Source organism: Anaerostipes butyraticus, from assembly GCF_016586355.1.
In the GTDB taxonomy this organism is placed as follows: domain Bacteria; phylum Bacillota; class Clostridia; order Lachnospirales; family Lachnospiraceae; genus Anaerostipes; species Anaerostipes butyraticus.
Map to the genome: position 1 here is coordinate 75,801 of NZ_BLYI01000046.1, position 17,026 is coordinate 92,826.

A 17,026-nucleotide genomic window follows, 5' to 3' on the forward strand; every position below is an offset into this window, starting at 1 on the left:
TAGGAGGCACGAAGATGCTAGTAGTGAAAAAGTTTGGCGGTACTTCTGTAGGCGATAAAGACCGCATTGTAAATGTAGCAAAGAGATGTATTGAGGAATATCAGAAAGGAAACGACGTAGTCGTGGTACTTTCAGCCATGGGCAAGATGACAGATGAGCTGATTGCCAAAGCGCAGGAAATCAATCCGAATCCGTCCAGAAGAGAGATGGATATGCTTTTGACAACCGGGGAGCAGACATCGGTTTCTCTGATGGCAATGGCAATGGACGCGTTAGGAGTGCCGGCCGTGTCTCTGAATGCATTTCAGGTTGCGATGCATACAACTTCTGTATACAGCAACGCAAGGATCAAGAGAATTGACACAGACCGCATTCTGAATGAACTGGAACAGCGAAAGATCGTAATCGTAACCGGTTTCCAGGGAGTGGATCGTTTTGACAATTATACCACGCTGGGACGCGGCGGTTCTGATACGACGGCAGTTGCCCTGGCAGCGGCGCTTCATGCTGACGCATGTGAAATTTATACAGATGTAGACGGCGTTTATACAGCGGATCCGAGAAAGGTGCCGGATGCAAAGAAATTGTCTGAGATTACCTATGATGAAATGCTGGAAATGGCGACCCTGGGCGCAGGAGTCCTGCATAACAGGTCAGTGGAGCTTGCGAAGAAGCATGATGTGCAGCTTGTGGTAAGATCCAGCATGACTCAGGAAGAAGGAACCGTTGTAAAAGAAAACGTAAGAAAGAGAACTTCTGAAATCAGCGGTGTTGCCGGAGACGATGACGCAGCAAGAATTTCTGTTCTCGGCGTGGAAGATATTCCGGGAATGGCATTTAAGATTTTCAATGTTCTTGCTAAAAAGAATGTAAATGTTGACATGATCCTTCAGTCTGTAGGTCATGGAAACAAAAAAGATATTTCCTTTACAGTAAAAGAAGGAGATATGGAACTTGCGGTAAAAGCGCTGGAAGATCATCTTCCGGATGACGCCTATGAAGGAATCAACTACACTGCAGAGATGGCAAAAGTATCCATCGTCGGCGTGGGACTGCGCAACCATTATGGAATGGCAGCCCGTATGTTCCAGGCATTATATGAGGCAAACATCAATATTCGTATGATTTCTACATCTGAGATTCGTGTAACGGTTCTGGTAAATAAAGAAGATATGGAAAAGGCAATGATCGCCGCACACGGCGCATTTAAACTGTAGCAATCAAAAAAACCGCCTGTAGACAGTTCAGGCGGTTTTTTTCAGGTAAGAAAGGATGGAAGCAGGATCAATGAAACGGAAGGATTATATTTCATGGGATCAGTATTTTATGGGAATTGCGCTGCTCTCTGCCCAGAGAAGCAAAGATGATCACACACAGGTAGGAGCATGCCTGGTGAATGATCATAATAAAATCCTGTCAGTGGGATACAATGGAATGCCGATCGGATGCAATGATGACGATATGCCGTGGGAGAGGGAAGGAGAGCCTCTTGATACAAAATATTTTTATGTTTGCCATGCGGAACTAAATGCCATACTAAATTACGGCGGCGGTTCCCTGGACGGAGCCAGGGTTTATGTGACTCTGTTCCCATGCAACGAATGTGCCAAGGCTATCATTCAGAGTGGAATGAAGGAAGTTATCTATATGCAGGATAAATACGCAGATTCAGATGCGACAATGGCGTCAAAGAAAATGTTTGACATGGCAGGAGTCACGTACCGGCAGTTTCAGCCGAAAGGACAGAGGATTATCATCGACTTATAAGGAATGGGAAAATGGATATTATAAAAATTTTGCAGGAAGAATTGGGAATCCGCCGGCAGCAGGCGGAAACAGCCGTCAGGCTGATCGATGAAGGGAATACGATTCCATTCATTGCCAGATACCGAAAGGAAATGACAGGGTCCCTGAATGATGAGACGCTCAGGAATCTGTACGAAAGACTGATGTATCTGCGCAGCCTTCAGGAACGAAAGGAGACTGTGGCAAAGAAGATCGAAGAACAGGGGAAAATGACGCCGCAGCTTGCTGAAAGTCTGGAGGAGGCAGAGACTTTAGTTGCTGTAGAAGATATTTACCGGCCGTATAAGCAGAAAAAAAGGACCCGGGCAATGATCGCAAGGGAAAAAGGTCTGGAGCCTCTGGCAGAGACAATTCTCGACCAGCGGCTGAAGGCGCCGGCAGAAGAGGAAGCAGAAAAATATGTCGATGAAGAAAAAGGCATCGCTTCTGCAGAAGAGGCTCTGAAAGGCGCAAAAGACATTCTTGCGGAGATGATTTCAGACAATGCCAAATACCGCAGCTATATTCGTAAATCTACCTGGGATCATGGGAAGATTGTTTCTGCGGCGAAAAAAACGGATGAGTCTTCTGTTTTTGAAATGTATTATGATTTTCAGGAACCGGTCAGCAGAATTGCAGGATATCGGATTCTGGCCATAAACCGCGGGGAAAAAGAAGGAATCCTTCAGGTAAAGATCGAACCGGATCAAAAAAGGATCGCAGGTTATCTGACCAGACAGATAATCAAGAAGAAAAACGGGCATGCAGCCAAAATTCTTCTGGAAGCGATCGAGGACAGTTATAAAAGGCTGATTGCCCCATCCATTGAAAGAGATATCCGGGGTGAACTGACAGAGAAAGCGGAAACAGAAGCTATCAAAGTATTTGGAAAAAACCTGGAACAGCTTCTGATGCAGCCGCCGATCGCAGGTCAGGTTGTCCTTGGATGGGATCCGGCTTTTCGAACCGGCTGCAAGCTGGCAGTCGTAGATGCTACAGGAAAAGTACTGGATACGGTGGTGATTTATCCGACAGCGCCTCAGAACAAGGTAGAGGAAGCGAAAAAAACAGTGAAGCAGCTGATCAGAAAATATGGGATAACGTTAATTTCCATTGGAAACGGAACGGCTTCCAGGGAATCAGAACAGATTGTAGTGGAACTGCTGAAAGAAATTCCGGAATCGGTACAGTATGTCATTACGAATGAGGCGGGAGCTTCGGTATATTCCGCCAGCAAACTGGCAGCAGAAGAATTTCCGGATTTTGATGTAGGACAGAGGAGTGCCGCTTCCATTGCCAGGAGAGTGCAGGACCCGCTGGCAGAGCTGGTAAAGATCGAGCCAAAAGCCATCGGAGTGGGACAGTATCAGCATGATATGAATCAGAAACAGCTCTCAAAGGCACTGGAAGGCGTAGTAGAAGCCACAGTCAACAAAGTAGGAGTGGATTTAAATACAGCATCGGCTTCTCTTCTGGAATATGTTTCCGGAATTTCTAAGGCAGTGGCGAAAAATATTGTGGCTTACCGGGAAGAAAATGGAAGATTTCAGAACAGAAAAGAACTGATAAAAGTATCCAAACTGGGACCAAAAGCTTTTGAGCAGTGTGCAGGATTTTTAAGAGTGACAGGGGGAGATCAGCCGCTGGATGCCACAGGGGTGCATCCGGAAACCTATGGAGAAACAAAGCAGCTGCTGGAGAGTCTGGGATATTCTCCGGAAGACCTGACGGGCGAAGGCGTTCGGGGAATCAGCAGAAAAATTACAGATTACAGTCAGCTGTCACAGGAACTGGGAATCGGGGAAATCACTTTAAGAGATATTGTAAAAGAGCTGGAAAAACCAGGAAGGGATCCGAGAGAGGATCTGCCAAAGCCGATCCTCAGAACGGATGTCCTGGAAATGAAAGATTTAAAACCAGGCATGAAATTAAAAGGAACTGTGAGAAATGTCATAGATTTCGGCGCATTTGTTGATATTGGCGTTCATCAGGACGGCCTGGTCCATATATCGCAGATGTCAGAAAAATATATCAAACATCCGCTGGAAGTTGTCAGCGTCGGTGATGTGGTAGATGTAACTGTCGTCAGTGTAGACGAGGCGAAAAAAAGGATCCAGCTGACAATGAAAGAGAATTAATACCAGCCTCCGGAAAAGGTGATCACCTGCCCGGTCATATAAGAAGGAGCCAAAGCTGTGTGATAGATCATCAAAGCAGCTTCTTTGGGGGAAGCAATATAGTCGGCGGGGATTTCTTCACGAATCATCTGCCGGTCTTCTTCTGAAAATTCCTGGTTCATATCGGTATCGATCATGCCAAAGGCAATAGCGTTAACCTGAATGCCGCTGGGAGCGACTTCTTTTGCCAGTGCTTTTGTAAATGCGTTGATGCCGCCTTTGGAAGCAGAGTAAAGGACTTCACAGGAGGCTCCGGCTTCTCCCCATATGGAAGAGATATTAATGATTTTTCCGGAATGCCGGGAAATCATATGGGGAAGAACGCTGTGGCATGCAGAAAAAGCAGACAGAAGATTTGTATTCAATATTTCATGCCAGTCTTTCACGGTTGTGTCTGTAAACAGTCCGACCTGGGAGATTCCTGCGTTGTTTACCAGACAGTCAATGGCGCCAAAATGGGAAATGGCACTGCGGACCATTTCGCCGGTAAAACCGGGATCACTGATATCACCGGTGAACGACAGACAGGAAACATCCTGTTTACAGATAGCCTCTTCCAGAGAACGCAGATGTTCGGGGTGATGAAATCCGTGGATGACGACATTCCATCCATTGGCGGCAAAACAAAGTGCTGCGGCGCGGCCAATTCCACGAGAACTTCCGGTTATTAATGCTGTTTTCATAAAAACCTCCGATTTTTTATTTAAGAAAATATTAAGAATAATTATATAAGATTATAACATAGCGGATTATTGAAATGAATCGAATAATTTGTTATACTGAACGAAACTGTAGAGGGAAGGAGCAGATAAATGTCAAAAAAGAAAAAAAAGAAAGCAGGGATCGGGGCGATTTTTGCAAGGATTCTTGTTGTGATTTTGACGATGGCCGTTGGTGGAATTGCCAGCTTTTTTGCTGTGAGGCAGTTCTTTTCTTATAAATTCGCGAAGGAGAAGAAAAAAGAGGTTTCCCAGCAGCTGGAAAAAGAGAATAAAGACCGGGTGGATGTGGCGCTGATGCAGGCAGGTGACATGATGACGATCCGCGTGTATCACAGCAAAAATAATCAGATGGTTTATATTCCGCTTCGCTCTGATATGGTGCTGAATCTCACAGACGACGGGAAACGGGCGGTAGAGCAGGAACTGGGAGAGAGTGTAGATACCGCAGAAGTATCGGATGTGATCAAGGCCATGAACGATGATGGAAATACCATGAAGGAACAGGTGGAAGAGACCCTTGGAATTACGATCAATTCCTATGAGCTGATCAAGGATGACGATCTTGTGGATATCATCAATGACGCAGGAACCATTCAGGCAGATCTGAGCCAGACCATCAGTTATGAAGATCAGGATGGAAAATCTGTGACACTGACATCTGGTGAGAATACAGTGGATGGAGACGCGGTTCTGGCGCTGGTGTCCAATGAGGCGAATATCGAGGATGAGGATGTCCATATGAAACTGATTGGGGACATACTCGTACAGGCATCTAAGACCGTGACAAGCATGACGTCTTCTGATTTTGAAAACTACGTTAAGAATTATTATTCCAAAGCAGATTCCGATACCAAGTACAGTGATGTTTCAGACAATCTGGAACAGATTCAATCTATTGAGGAAGATGATGTTAATTATCTGCTCCTGGACGGAAAAGAAAGCGGCGGGAAATTCAAAGTCGATACAGATGCGGCGAAAAAAGTATTCGATGTGCTTCTTGCTGAAGACGGAGATATTGATTCTGTGCTGAAAGCAGAAGATGCATCGACAGAGAAGACGACAGAGGCAGCCACAGAAGATACAGAAGATTCTTCTAAGAGCATCACGATCGAGATTCAGAATTCAACAAAGATTTCCGGTCTTGCCAGCCGATGGAAAGACAAGCTGACAGAAGATGGATACAGCATTGGATCGGTCAAGACAAACCGGCAGGGAGAGCTGACTCATACAAAGATCATCATTGCGGAAAAAGGTCTGGGTCAGGATCTGAAGAGTTATTTTAAGAACCCGGAATATGAAGTAGGCCAGGTGAGCAGCGGGGCGAAGATTTGTATCGTACTTGGAACAGAAGATGAGATTTAAGATTTCTGGATAGGAATCCGAAATTTTTCCATACTAACCACAAATGGTTTAGGAGGAATTTCGGTTGAAGAATTATTTTAAAATAATACTGGGAACATTTTGTATGGCAGCAGCGACAAATACGGTATTTCAGCCATTTGGCATTGTGACCGGAGGATTCAGCGGATTAGGGATCATCCTTTGGAGCATATTTCGAATACCGTTATGGGCAGCGAACACCATACTGAATGTTCCTTTTTTTATCGCGGCCTACCGGCAGAAAAACAGGAAATTTTTCTGGAATACCTTGTTTGGGGCTGTTATGCTGTCATTTTTTCTGGGAGTGCTGCCAAAATTCTCTTTTTTTCCACGGGATTTTTATGTTAACCTGATACTGGGCAGTCTCCTGATGGGTACAGGGATCGGCATCATTCTTAGAGATGGTAATTCCACCGGTGGGACGGATCTGATCGCGTTTCTGATGAAAAAACGCTTTCCTACAGTCAGCATCGCGGTGCTCCTTGGAATCTTTGACGGAGGGATTGTCTTTTTGGGAACCTTTGTATTCGGGATTGAAAATGCCTGCTATGCTCTGCTTTGTATCTATGGGATCACAAAAGTTGCGGATACGATCGCAGAAGGTCCGGGAGTGTCAAGACTGTTTCTGGTAATCAGTTCCAGAGGAGAAGAAATCGCAGAGATGGTTTTACACGATAAAAAGCGGGGCGTAACCAAAATCGTGGCATATGGTGGTTATACCGGCCGGCAGATTCCCATGTTTTTGTGTGTTGTTTCAAAGAAGGAAACGCCGGTTATGAAGGAGATCGTGAAAGAGAAAGATCCGCATGCCTTTGTTGTGATCACGGATGCAAGGGAAATTCTGGGAGAAGGATTTGTGAAAAATATACAATGAGTGTAAAAAAAACCTGATTTTTTCTTTTTTTCTTGTAAAAAATGCTGTATAGTAAAAGAAAAAGAAGAAGGCACATAGGGAAAGGTTGATGAAGGAATGATTTCGAATCAGGTTTTACAGGAAACAATTAATGGAATTAAAGGCATAACGGAAGTTGATTTATGCGTTATGGATCTGTCTGGCCGTCCGGTCGTTCAGACAATGGAAGCGATTGGCGATGTAGAGAAAGAAGTCAGATCCTTTTCTGAATCTATGGCCGAAAGTCAGGTAATCGACGGGGTACAGTACTTTAAGATCTTTGATGATAAAAGGCTGGAATATATTCTGCTGATTCAGGGACAGAATGAGAATGATTATACGATCGGAAAACTGGCAGTCTTTCAGATTGAAAATCTTCTGGTTGCGTATAAGGAACGTTTTGATAAAGAAAATTTTGTGAAGAATCTTCTGCTGGACAATTTACTGCTGGTGGATATTTATAACCGGGCCAAGAAGCTGTACATTGACGTAGAGAAAAGACGGATTGCATTTCTGATCCAGACTTCCTATGGCAAAGATCATAATCTGGTGGAAGCCATGAAGCAGCTGGATCTGATCCGGGAATCTGATTTCATTACGGCGGTGGATGAAAAAAGCGTAGTGTATGTGACAGAGGTGGAAGAAGAGGATTCACAGGGGCATTTTCTTGAACATGCGTCCCGAATTGTACAGGCTTTGGAGGCAGAGGAAATTCTGGATGTTAAGATTGCGATCGGGAATCCGGCGGACAATATTAAAGATGTATCCAGGTCTTATAAAGAAGCTCAGATTGCTCTGGAAGTCAGCAAGATTTTTTATGAAGAATCTACGGTCATCGCATATAATCAGCTGGGAATTGGAAGGCTGATTTACCAGCTCCCGCTTCCGCTGTGCAAGATGTTTATCCGGGAGGTATTTGGAGACTACTCTCCGGATTCGATTGATGAAGAAACTCTGATTACGATTGATAAATTTTTTGAAAATAATCTCAATGTATCAGAGACGTCCAGACAGCTGTTCATACATAGAAATACACTGGTTTATCGTCTGGATAAGATCCAGAAGAATACAAATCTGGATCTGAGAAACTTTGAGGATGCGATCGCATTTAAGATCGCGTTGATGGTTGTTAAGTACATGAAATATATGGATACGATGGATTAGGACTATGATTATACTAGATAACGTAACAAAGGAATACAAACAGGGCCATCCGGCCCTGGATCGTGTGTCACTGCACGTTCACAAAGGGGAATTCGTCTTCGTGGTAGGGAAGAGCGGTTCCGGAAAAACGACGCTGATGCGTCTTCTGCTGAAAGAGATAGAACCTACCAGCGGCAGGATCATTGTCAATGGATATGATTATGCCAAGATCAAATCAAGAAAGATTCCTTATCTGCGGCGTCAGATTGGGTTTGTTTTCCAGGATTTCCGATTATTGCAGGACAGGAACATTTATGACAATGTAGCGTTTGCGCAGAAAGTTGTAGAGGCGCCGAACCGTCATATGAAGCGCCAGGTGCTCAATGTCCTGGATCTGGTTGGTCTGGCGGACCGCCTGAAAGCATTTCCGGGGGAACTTTCCGGAGGAGAGCAGCAGAGGGTTGCAATCGCAAGGGCGATGGTCAACCATCCTCTTTTGCTGCTTGCGGACGAGCCAACCGGCAATCTGGATCCGGTTACAGCCAGAGAGATCATGGATCTCCTTGATCAGGTTCAGAAAAGAGGAACGACAGTTGTAACGGTAACTCACAACAAGGATCTGGTCAATGCAATGGGCAGGCGAGTGATTTCCCTGGAAGATGGACGGATAGAACAGGACGAAGCAAGGGGGTCTTATGATATTTAGACGTTTTTTTTATGGACTAAAAGAGGGAGCCAAGAGTATTTTTCGCAATAAAGTGTTCTCACTCGCATCGATCGGAACGACGATCGCATGTGTGTTTTTAATCGGAGTGTTTCTTGCCGTTGTACTGAATGTACGAGCTACAGTGCATAAAGTGGAGCAGTCTGTCGGCATTTCAGTTTTCTTTGATGAAGGACTTTCCCAGGAGAGGAAAGATCAGATTGGAAAAGAGATCAAAAAGAACAAAGATGTAGACAGTGTTACTTATATTTCCGCAGAGGAAGCGTGGGAACAGTACAAAGAAGAGGTTTTCAAAGGAAATGAAGACCTCTTGGAAGGCTTTGAGGGAGACAATCCCCTGAGCGAATCAGATTCCTATGAAGTAACTTTAAATGAAGTCGCTGATCATGAAGAAGTGGCGGAAACCTTAAAGAAGATAGAAGGCGTCCGGAAAGTGCAGTATTCAGAAATTGCGGCAGAAGGAGCGGCAAAACTGAATTCTCTTGGTACTTATGTAGCCGCCGCTTTGATTCTTATTTTATTCGGGGTTTCTATTTTCCTGGTAAGCAACACAGTTTCCATCGGAGTCACTGTCCGAAAAGATGAGATTGCGATCATGAAGCTGATCGGGGCTGCCAATGGCTTTATCAAAGCGCCGTTTTACATGGAAGGAGTGATCATCGGGATTGCAGGATCTGCGATTCCAATCCTGATTATCTATTTTGGATATCATCACATCATATCCTGGATGGCGGAGAAGTTTTATGTGGTAACTTCATTTATGGAATTTGTTTCAGTCCGTGAGATTATGATGTATCTGATTCCGGCCTCATTGATTGTAGGGCTGGTGATCGGTCTTTTGGGCAGTTCCATAACGATTAGAAAATATTTGAAAGTATAAGAAAGGATGAATATTTTATGCAGAAAAAGAGGGTCTTGCTGGCCGCTGCGGCAATGATGGCGGCATGCTCTTTAGCGACAGGAACATATCGGACAGATATCTGGGCAGAAGGAAGCAAAAATGAGATTCAGAAAAAGACGCAGAAGCTGGAGAATCTTAATGCTCAGATGGCAGATGAGATTGAGCAGCTGGATAAGAAGGTAAGCGAAAGCAATGAAAAGTACGAGAAATATGTGAAAAAGCAGAATAATCTGGAAGAGCAGATCAAAGAGACAAAAGAAGAACTGAAAGAAGCCAAAGAATCCAGAGAAAAGCAGTATGAAACAATGAAAAAGCGGATCAAATTCATGTATGAAAATGGAGATACCGCATATCTGGAAATTATATTGAAATCAGAATCTTTTCAGGAACTGGTTACAAAAGCAGAGTATGTTTCAAAAGTAGCAGAATATGATTCCAATATGTTCAAAAAGCTGAAGAAAACAGAAGAAACCATTGAAAATGCGTCCCAGAAGCTGGAAGAGGACTATGATAAAGTTACAAAACTGGTGGATCAGACGAAGGAAGAGAAAGATCAGCTGGACAAGGTGGTGACGGCAAAGAAAGAAAAGGTTCAGGAATACCAGAAGGAACTGAGTGAGAATGAAGAACTGCTGGCAGTATATGAAGAAGCTGAGCAGCAGGATGAAGATGCAGCTTATGTAGAGGCAGACAGCGCTGCGGCAGTTATAAGCACAGAAAGCGCTCAGCAGAACAGCACATCTGCAGATACAGGCAGCAGTACGGAAACTTCAGCCGGTACAGGCGCTTCTGCAAGTACAGAAAATACTGCGAGCGCTTCCACAAGCACCAGCAGCAAGCCAGGCGCTTCTACAAGCACCAGTAAAAAGCCAGGCGCTTCTACAAGCACCAGTAAAAAGCCAGGTGCTTCCACAAGCACCAGCAAAAAGCCAGGCGCTTCCACAAGCACCAGCAAAAAACCAGGCGCTTCCACAAGCACCAGCAAAAAGCCAAGTGCTTCCACAAGCACCAGTAAAAAGCCAAGTACATCCACAAGTACCAGCAGTACAAGTTCCTCCAGTACACTTTTATGGCCGGTACCGTCTCTCCATACGATTTCTTCCGGATATGGATACCGGGTACATCCGGTAACGGGAGTATATAAGCTTCATGGAGGAATTGATATTCCGTGCAGCACCGGAACCACACTGGTGGCAGCAGCTTCCGGAACGGTAGAGGTGGCCGGATACAGTGTTTATAATGGATATTATATCAAGATTGATCATGGAAATGGTCTCGAGACTATGTATCTGCATTGTTCCAAACTTCTGGTTTCTGCAGGTGATCATGTGACCCGGGGACAGACCATTGCCAAATCCGGAGCGACAGGAATGGTAACCGGAGCACATCTCCATTTCGTTGTGAAGAAGAATGGCAGCTATGTAAATCCAATGAATTATCTGTAAAGGTACATATTTTGCAGGGAAAATGCCAGGGGCAGGTAAGACTCATATGAGTCTTACCTGCCCCCCCTTACTTTTTGTGTTCCAAATTTGCAGAGTTTTCGTTTTATAATTCTTCACCGTTAGTTTCGATGACTTTCTGATACCAGTAGAAGGATTTCTTTTTCAGCCGGGCAAAATCACCAGTACCGTCGTCGTAGCGGCGGACATAGATGAAACCATAGCGTTTTGCGTATTCTCCGGTGGAAGCGGATACCAGGTCGATGCATCCCCATGGAGTGTAGCCGATCAGATCGACACCGTCTTTTACTGCTTCTTTCATCTGCTCGATATGGCGGCGCAGATAATCGATGCGGTAGTCATCATTGATGGAACCGTCTTCTTCTATGGTATCTTTCGCTCCCAGGCCGTTTTCCACAACCATCAGAGGGAGACCGTAGCGGTCGTACAGATCATTGAGGCCGTAGCGCAGACCTTTTGGATCGATCTGCCATCCCCAGTCGGAAGTTTCCAGATAAGGGTTCGGTACACCGCCGAGAATATTTCCCTCGCCGCTTTCTGCGTTCGGATCGGCAGACTGGCAGGAAGACATATAGTAAGAGAATGTCAGAAAGTCTACGGTGCCTTCTTTCAAAATCTCATCATCCCCAGGCTGTTTTTCAATCACAATGTTATTTTCACGGAAGAACCGGTTCATATAGGCCGGATAAGCTCCTTTGCACTGGACATCAGAACAGAAATAGTTCTGGATCCGGTTATATTCCTGATTGGCAAGGACATCATCCGGATTGCAGGTCAGCGGATAAGAGCAGGAATAGATCATCATGCTGCCGACTTTGTAATCAGGATCAATTTCGTGGGCTCGTTTTACAGCCTTTGCGCTGGCAAGGAACATATGATGAAGCCCCTGATACCGCTGCTGCGGAATATCCGGCTGATTCATAAATTCCGTCGGATGTTCCAGATCATTTAAGATTCCCTGATTCAGAAGCGCTCCCATAGGCGCTACGGAACTGTTGATTTCATTGAAGGTGAGCCAGTATTTGACTTTTCCTTTGTAGCGCTGGAAAATCGCCTCACAGTAGTTCATAAAGTAATCGATCATTTCACGGCTGACCCAGGAGTTGCATTTCTTAGTGAGGCCGAAAGGAACCTCATAATGAGAAATGGTGATCAGCGGTTCGATGCCGTATTTCAGACATTCGTCAATGACTTCATCATAATGGCGCAGACCGGCCTCATTCGGTTCAGATTCATCTCCATTTGGGAAAATTCTTGTCCATGCAATGGAGAAGCGATAGGTCTTAAAGCCCATTTCCGCAAACAATTTGATATCTTCTTTGAAACGTTCGTAGTGATGAATGGCTTCGTGGCTTGGATAGAAGGTTCCTTCCTGAAGAACCGGAGTGATGGTCTTTGACTGACCGAATTTTCCGCCGGTGCAGATGTCGGCGACGGAAATGCCTTTTCCGTCCGCATTCCACGCGCCTTCACACTGGTTGGCGGCTGTGGCGCCGCCCCATAAAAATCCATCTTTAAAAACTGACATAATCGGTATCCTTTCTGTGTGGCTGGGTTATCTGGTTAATGTTAAAATTTCTTCACCGGCATTGACAGCGCCGGTTTTTGTAAGTTTCAGTTCCTGATAATCGTCTGTGTTGGTCACAATCACAGGAGTGGAAGTGTCAAAGCCTTCTTTTTTCAGGGAGTCCAGATCAAAACTTAACAGCAGATCTCCTTTTTTGAAGGTATCTCCCTGTTTCACATGAGGCGTAAAGTATTTTCCGCCCAGTGATACGGTTTCCAGTCCTACATGGATCAGGAGGGTTGTACCTTGTCTGGAAGTAAGTCCCAGGGCGTGATGGGTATCCATCAGGGTTTCCACAGAACCATCGAACGGAGCGTATACTTTTCCTTCGGAAGGGATCACAGCGTATCCCTGTCCAAGAATACCGGCTGCGAATGTCGGATCATTGACATTTTCCAGAGGGATGGCTTCTCCTGTCAGAGGATTTGCAACTGCCGGCTGACTGCTGGCAGCTGGTTCTGCTGTGTCAGCATCCGTCATAATGGCCGTGTTATCAGAACCTTCGGCAGGGGCCTCATTTTTCGTTACAATGAATGTGAAAATGAAGGCCAGAATAAAGGCGGCTGCGGCAATGATGCATGCGTATATAAAGTTTTGTCCGCCGTCCGGAGCTACAAACTGAACAATGGCAGTCAGGCATGGCGTTGCAAAAGCATATGCTTTTAACTGTACCAGGCCGGTGATCAATCCGCCGATGCCGGAGGCGATACAGGCTGCGTACATTGGTTTCTTTAATTTTAAGGTAACTCCATACATGGCAGGTTCGGTAACTCCCGCAAGCAGTGCGGAAATTCCTGCAGGAAAGGCAATCTGTTTCATTTTAGAATCTTTTGTCTTAAAAGCTACGGCGAATGTTGCTCCTGCCTGTGCGAGGTTGGATGAAAGCATGGCAGGCAGCAGCATGGTATCAAAACCAGCAGAAGCAATCGCAAGCAGTGATGCAGGGACGAAAGCCCAGTGCATACCGGTCATTACGATAAACGGCATGAATCCGGCAAACAGCGCAAGCGCCAGCCATGGAGCAAAGTTGTAAATCCCATTTAATACATACTGGAGTCCATTTCCGACAATTAGTCCGATCGGAGCCAGAATACATAATGTGACCGGAGCAACGATTACAACGATCAAAAGTGGTTTTAAGAAGTTTTTGGACCATTCCGGAGTAATCTTATCGATAAAGATTTCCACATATTTCAGGAGAATCGTGGAGAACATAGCCGGGATAACGGAAGAAGAATAACTTCCGTGGATAACCGGAATCACTCCAAAAAGCCGGGTTGGCGTATCACTTCCAAGGAGGCTGATAATATCCGGATGGATCAGCATAGCTGCAACCATAACAGATAAGAAGGTATTGCAGTTTAATTTTTTGGAAGCCGTGTAGGCAACAAAAACCGGGAGAAAATAGAATGCCGCGTCTCCAATGGCATTAATAATAATGTAAGTATCACTGGTTGTTTCCAGTATACCGAGAAGGGATGGCCCCAGAAGAATTGCAAGAACCTTCAGGAGACCTCCGGCAATGATGGCAGAGATCAGAGAAGTCATACATCCTGCGATGAAATCCAAAGCTACATTGACCGGATTCTGCTTTTCTTTTGGCTGATCTGCGGCAGATGAAGATCCCGCAAAGTTTCCTGGTTTTGTAACTTCCTGATAGCATTTGGCGACGTTATTGCCGATGATGACCTGGTATTGTCCGCTCTTTTTCATGATTCCCATAACGCCGGGAATATTTTCCACAATTTTATCGTCCACAACAGATTCATCGTTTAAGATAAAGCGGAGTCTTGTCATACAGTGGGTGACAGTGCGGATATTGGACTGTCCTCCCAGGTTTTCAATTAATTTCTGGGCAGTAGTAGAATAATCCATAATATAGTCCTTTCTTGAAATTTAGTGAATAGTGTTATTTATCAAGAAGTTTTGCCCGCGACGCCGTACGCTCGTCTTGGTTACAAGCCTCATGGATGCCTCATAAAAATGAGGAAATTTATTTAGATTCTCTGGTTAGTTTTTCCACATAAATGATCAGATAAGCACGCTCTTCTGTGGAAATGCTCCGGTGATATTTAAATGTAATGATCGTACTGATTTTATTGACACATTTGGCGGACTCTGGATAGGCTGCTGCAACAGAGTCATAAAGAGTCGGGTCATCCCGGAAAAGATTGCCGGATATGATACGCTGTGTCAGATATTTCAGATGAGTTACAAACCGGTAATAAGGAGTGGAGTCCTCATCCAGATGGATGTTAAAATGGGCTTCCACGGTCCGGATGATATCATTTACAAATTTCACAACCGTTTCAAGATCAGCGGTGCTGACTGCGTGATCTGTGCGGTTATCGATAAAATGAAGGGCGATAAATGCTGCCTCGTCATGTGGAAGTGCATATCCGGTACGTTTTTGAATCAGGTCAATGGCATACAGGCCAACGGAAAACTCAGTGCGGTAGGCACGGCGGATTTCCATGGTCAGCTGATTGGCAAACAAAACATTGCTTTTCAGCCGGTCCAGCAGACCATCAATATGATCTGTCAATGTAAGATGGATGATATCATTCAGAGACAGATCTTTTTCTTTGCAGGCGAAGGATATGATATCTTCCGCCAGTTCAGCGGCCAGAGGATCGGCATTGCTAAGAAGCTGGTCATAGCGGCCTTTTACTTCATCGGAAAGTACAAAGATTTTCTGAGAATCATCACGAGGGAAAAGATCGCCTTGTTTTTTTCGGAATCCAAGGCCAAGACTCATGACAATGACTTCTTTGTCATTCTCATCCCTTGCGATCACCACATTATTGTTCAGTATCTTTTGTATCTTCACGATCAAAACCTCCTAAAAACAAAAAAAACAACACCTTTTCCTATTCATCCTGACAACAGAAAAGATATAAAAAACCCCTGTTCCAAGATTAATAAAAAGGTATTGCCCATTACGGTTACAAACCAACAATCTAATAAATTTTTTATCTGCTGATATTCTAACATGAGGGTTTTTGAATTGCAAGAAAAACTTAAACTTTTATGAATTCTTTGTGAAAACAATCAAATACTAGATAAGTAAGGAAAAGAATCTGCTATAATAAGAACCATTGGAGAAAGACGGGAGGAAAGATTTCATGAAGAAAAGAATTACAAAGATCGTCATAGCGGTTTTGACGGTACTGTGCCTTGCGGAAGGATTTTTTCTGTACCGGGCCTACTGGGGAGCCAGCGATACGATGCGGATGGTTCAGAAAATAAGGAATATTGAAAGAGCCATCCAGACATACTATAAAGGTGATGTCGATGAGGATCAGCTGGAAACTTACACGTATAAAGGACTGGTGGCCGGACTTGGAGATCAGTATTCTGACTATTATTCGGAGGAAGAGTACAAGGAACTGACAGAGAGTACAGAAGGAGTCTACAGCGGAGTAGGAATCACCATGACAAAAGATTCCAGCAGCGGCGAAATTACTGTAGTCAATACGCTGAAGGGAAGCCCTGCTTATGGAAGCGGACTTAAAAAAGGAGATGTTCTTACTAAAATTGGTGATGAAGAAATTGGAAAGAATGCTAATTTAAATGACGTAGTCAGCAAAGTAAAAGGAAAAGAAGGAACGAAAGTTACTCTGACATTTCAACGGGGAGACGATACAAAAGAGTATACATTTACAAGAAAATCCGTAGAAAATCCAACGGTTGATACGAAGATGTTAAGCGGAAACATCGGATATCTGTCAATTTCCGAATTTGATGAAATCACAGTGGAACAATTTGAAGACGGTTTAAAAGATCTTCAGAAGCAGGGCGCCAAATCTCTGATCATTGATCTGAGAGATAATCCGGGAGGACTGCTTTCAGCAGTGGTGGATATTGCCGATGATATCCTTCCGAAAGGAAAAATCGTATATACGGAAGACAAAAACGGCAAAAAGAAATATTATAATGCAGAAGATGATGATCAGTTAAATATGCCGTTATGCGTTCTGGTCAATGGAAACAGTGCCAGTGCTTCAGAAATCCTGGCAGGAGCAATCAAAGACAGAGATGCAGGAACTCTGGTAGGAGAAAAAACGTTCGGAAAAGGAATTGTCCAGGGATTTTATGGTCTGGGAGATGATTCCTATGTAAAACTTACCTATGCGTCTTACTATACGCCGGCAGGGCATAATATTCATAAAAAAGGCATTCAGCCGGATGTTGCTGTGAAGGATAATGAAAATACAAAGACAGATGAGCAGCTTCAGAAAGCGGTTGAAGTGCTGCAGAATGAAGATTAGG

At 44.5% G+C, this 17,026-nt stretch carries 14 protein-coding genes; 10 read left to right on the forward strand and 4 right to left on the reverse strand.

Going from position 1 to position 17,026, the window contains the following annotated elements; translation table 11 throughout:
* Window positions 1–14: 14 nt before the first annotated feature.
* From JMF81_RS11040 to JMF81_RS11050, 3 genes are all read left to right on the forward strand, one after another.
* On the forward strand, window positions 15–1,217 hold the full coding sequence (locus tag JMF81_RS11040; RefSeq protein ID WP_201311506.1) for an aspartate kinase: 1,203 nt from the start codon (window positions 15–17) through the stop codon (window positions 1,215–1,217).
* A 70-nt stretch (window positions 1,218–1,287) separates the two neighbouring features.
* Window positions 1,288–1,767, forward strand: coding sequence for a deoxycytidylate deaminase (locus tag JMF81_RS11045; protein ID WP_201311507.1), 480 nt, complete (start codon window positions 1,288–1,290; stop codon window positions 1,765–1,767).
* Between the two features lie 11 nt (window positions 1,768–1,778).
* Window positions 1,779–3,923: a Tex family protein gene (locus JMF81_RS11050; protein WP_201311508.1), complete on the forward strand. Its 2,145-nt coding sequence runs from the start codon at window positions 1,779–1,781 to the stop codon at window positions 3,921–3,923.
* Here the strand turns inward: JMF81_RS11050 and ymfI are convergent.
* Entirely contained in the window at window positions 3,920–4,645 is a 726-nt protein-coding gene (gene ymfI, locus JMF81_RS11055) for an elongation factor P 5-aminopentanone reductase (protein ID WP_201311509.1), read from the reverse strand. The genes JMF81_RS11050 and ymfI overlap by 4 nt on opposite strands.
* A gap of 129 nt (window positions 4,646–4,774) precedes the next feature.
* On the opposite strand from ymfI, the gene JMF81_RS11060 reads away from it, so the two are divergent.
* The 6 genes from JMF81_RS11060 (at window position 4,775) to JMF81_RS11085 (ending at window position 11,169) form a co-directional block, all read left to right on the forward strand.
* Window positions 4,775–6,046, forward strand: coding sequence for an LCP family protein (locus JMF81_RS11060; protein WP_201311510.1), 1,272 nt, complete (start codon window positions 4,775–4,777; stop codon window positions 6,044–6,046).
* 64 nt (window positions 6,047–6,110) lie between these two features.
* The gene (locus JMF81_RS11065) at window positions 6,111–6,938 is read left to right on the forward strand and encodes a YitT family protein (protein ID WP_243282613.1); all 828 of its coding nucleotides are present in this window, start codon (window positions 6,111–6,113) and stop codon (window positions 6,936–6,938) included.
* A 96-nt stretch (window positions 6,939–7,034) separates the two neighbouring features.
* Entirely contained in the window at window positions 7,035–8,120 is a 1,086-nt protein-coding gene (locus JMF81_RS11070; protein ID WP_201311511.1) for a PucR family transcriptional regulator, read from the forward strand.
* A gap of 4 nt (window positions 8,121–8,124) precedes the next feature.
* Window positions 8,125–8,805 (forward strand): cell division ATP-binding protein FtsE, encoded by a 681-nt coding sequence (ftsE, locus tag JMF81_RS11075; RefSeq protein WP_201311512.1) that lies wholly within the window; start codon window positions 8,125–8,127, stop codon window positions 8,803–8,805.
* A complete protein-coding gene (ftsX, locus tag JMF81_RS11080; protein WP_201311513.1) occupies window positions 8,795–9,703 on the forward strand; it encodes a permease-like cell division protein FtsX in 909 nt (302 codons plus the stop codon). The genes ftsE and ftsX overlap by 11 nt, the downstream gene beginning before the upstream one ends.
* 17 nt (window positions 9,704–9,720) lie before the next feature.
* Window positions 9,721–11,169 carry a peptidoglycan DD-metalloendopeptidase family protein gene (locus tag JMF81_RS11085; protein ID WP_201311514.1) on the forward strand — a complete coding sequence of 483 codons (1,449 nt, stop codon included), beginning with the start codon at window positions 9,721–9,723 and terminating at the stop codon, window positions 11,167–11,169.
* A 103-nt stretch (window positions 11,170–11,272) separates the two neighbouring features.
* On the opposite strand, the gene JMF81_RS11090 is transcribed toward JMF81_RS11085, so the two are convergent.
* From JMF81_RS11090 to JMF81_RS11100, 3 genes are all read right to left on the reverse strand, one after another.
* A complete protein-coding gene (locus JMF81_RS11090; protein WP_201311515.1) occupies window positions 11,273–12,715 on the reverse strand; it encodes a glycoside hydrolase family 1 protein in 1,443 nt (480 codons plus the stop codon).
* 27 nt (window positions 12,716–12,742) lie between these two features.
* Window positions 12,743–14,629, reverse strand: coding sequence for a beta-glucoside-specific PTS transporter subunit IIABC (locus JMF81_RS11095; RefSeq protein ID WP_201311516.1), 1,887 nt, complete (start codon window positions 14,627–14,629; stop codon window positions 12,743–12,745).
* A 118-nt stretch (window positions 14,630–14,747) separates the two neighbouring features.
* Window positions 14,748–15,584: a PRD domain-containing protein gene (locus JMF81_RS11100; protein WP_201311517.1), complete on the reverse strand. Its 837-nt coding sequence runs from the start codon at window positions 15,582–15,584 to the stop codon at window positions 14,748–14,750.
* Window positions 15,585–15,879: 295 nt separating this feature from the next.
* Between JMF81_RS11100 and JMF81_RS11105 the strand changes: the two genes are divergently transcribed.
* Entirely contained in the window at window positions 15,880–17,025 is a 1,146-nt protein-coding gene (locus JMF81_RS11105; protein WP_201311518.1) for a S41 family peptidase, read from the forward strand.
* The last annotated feature ends 1 nt before the right edge of the window (window position 17,026 follow it).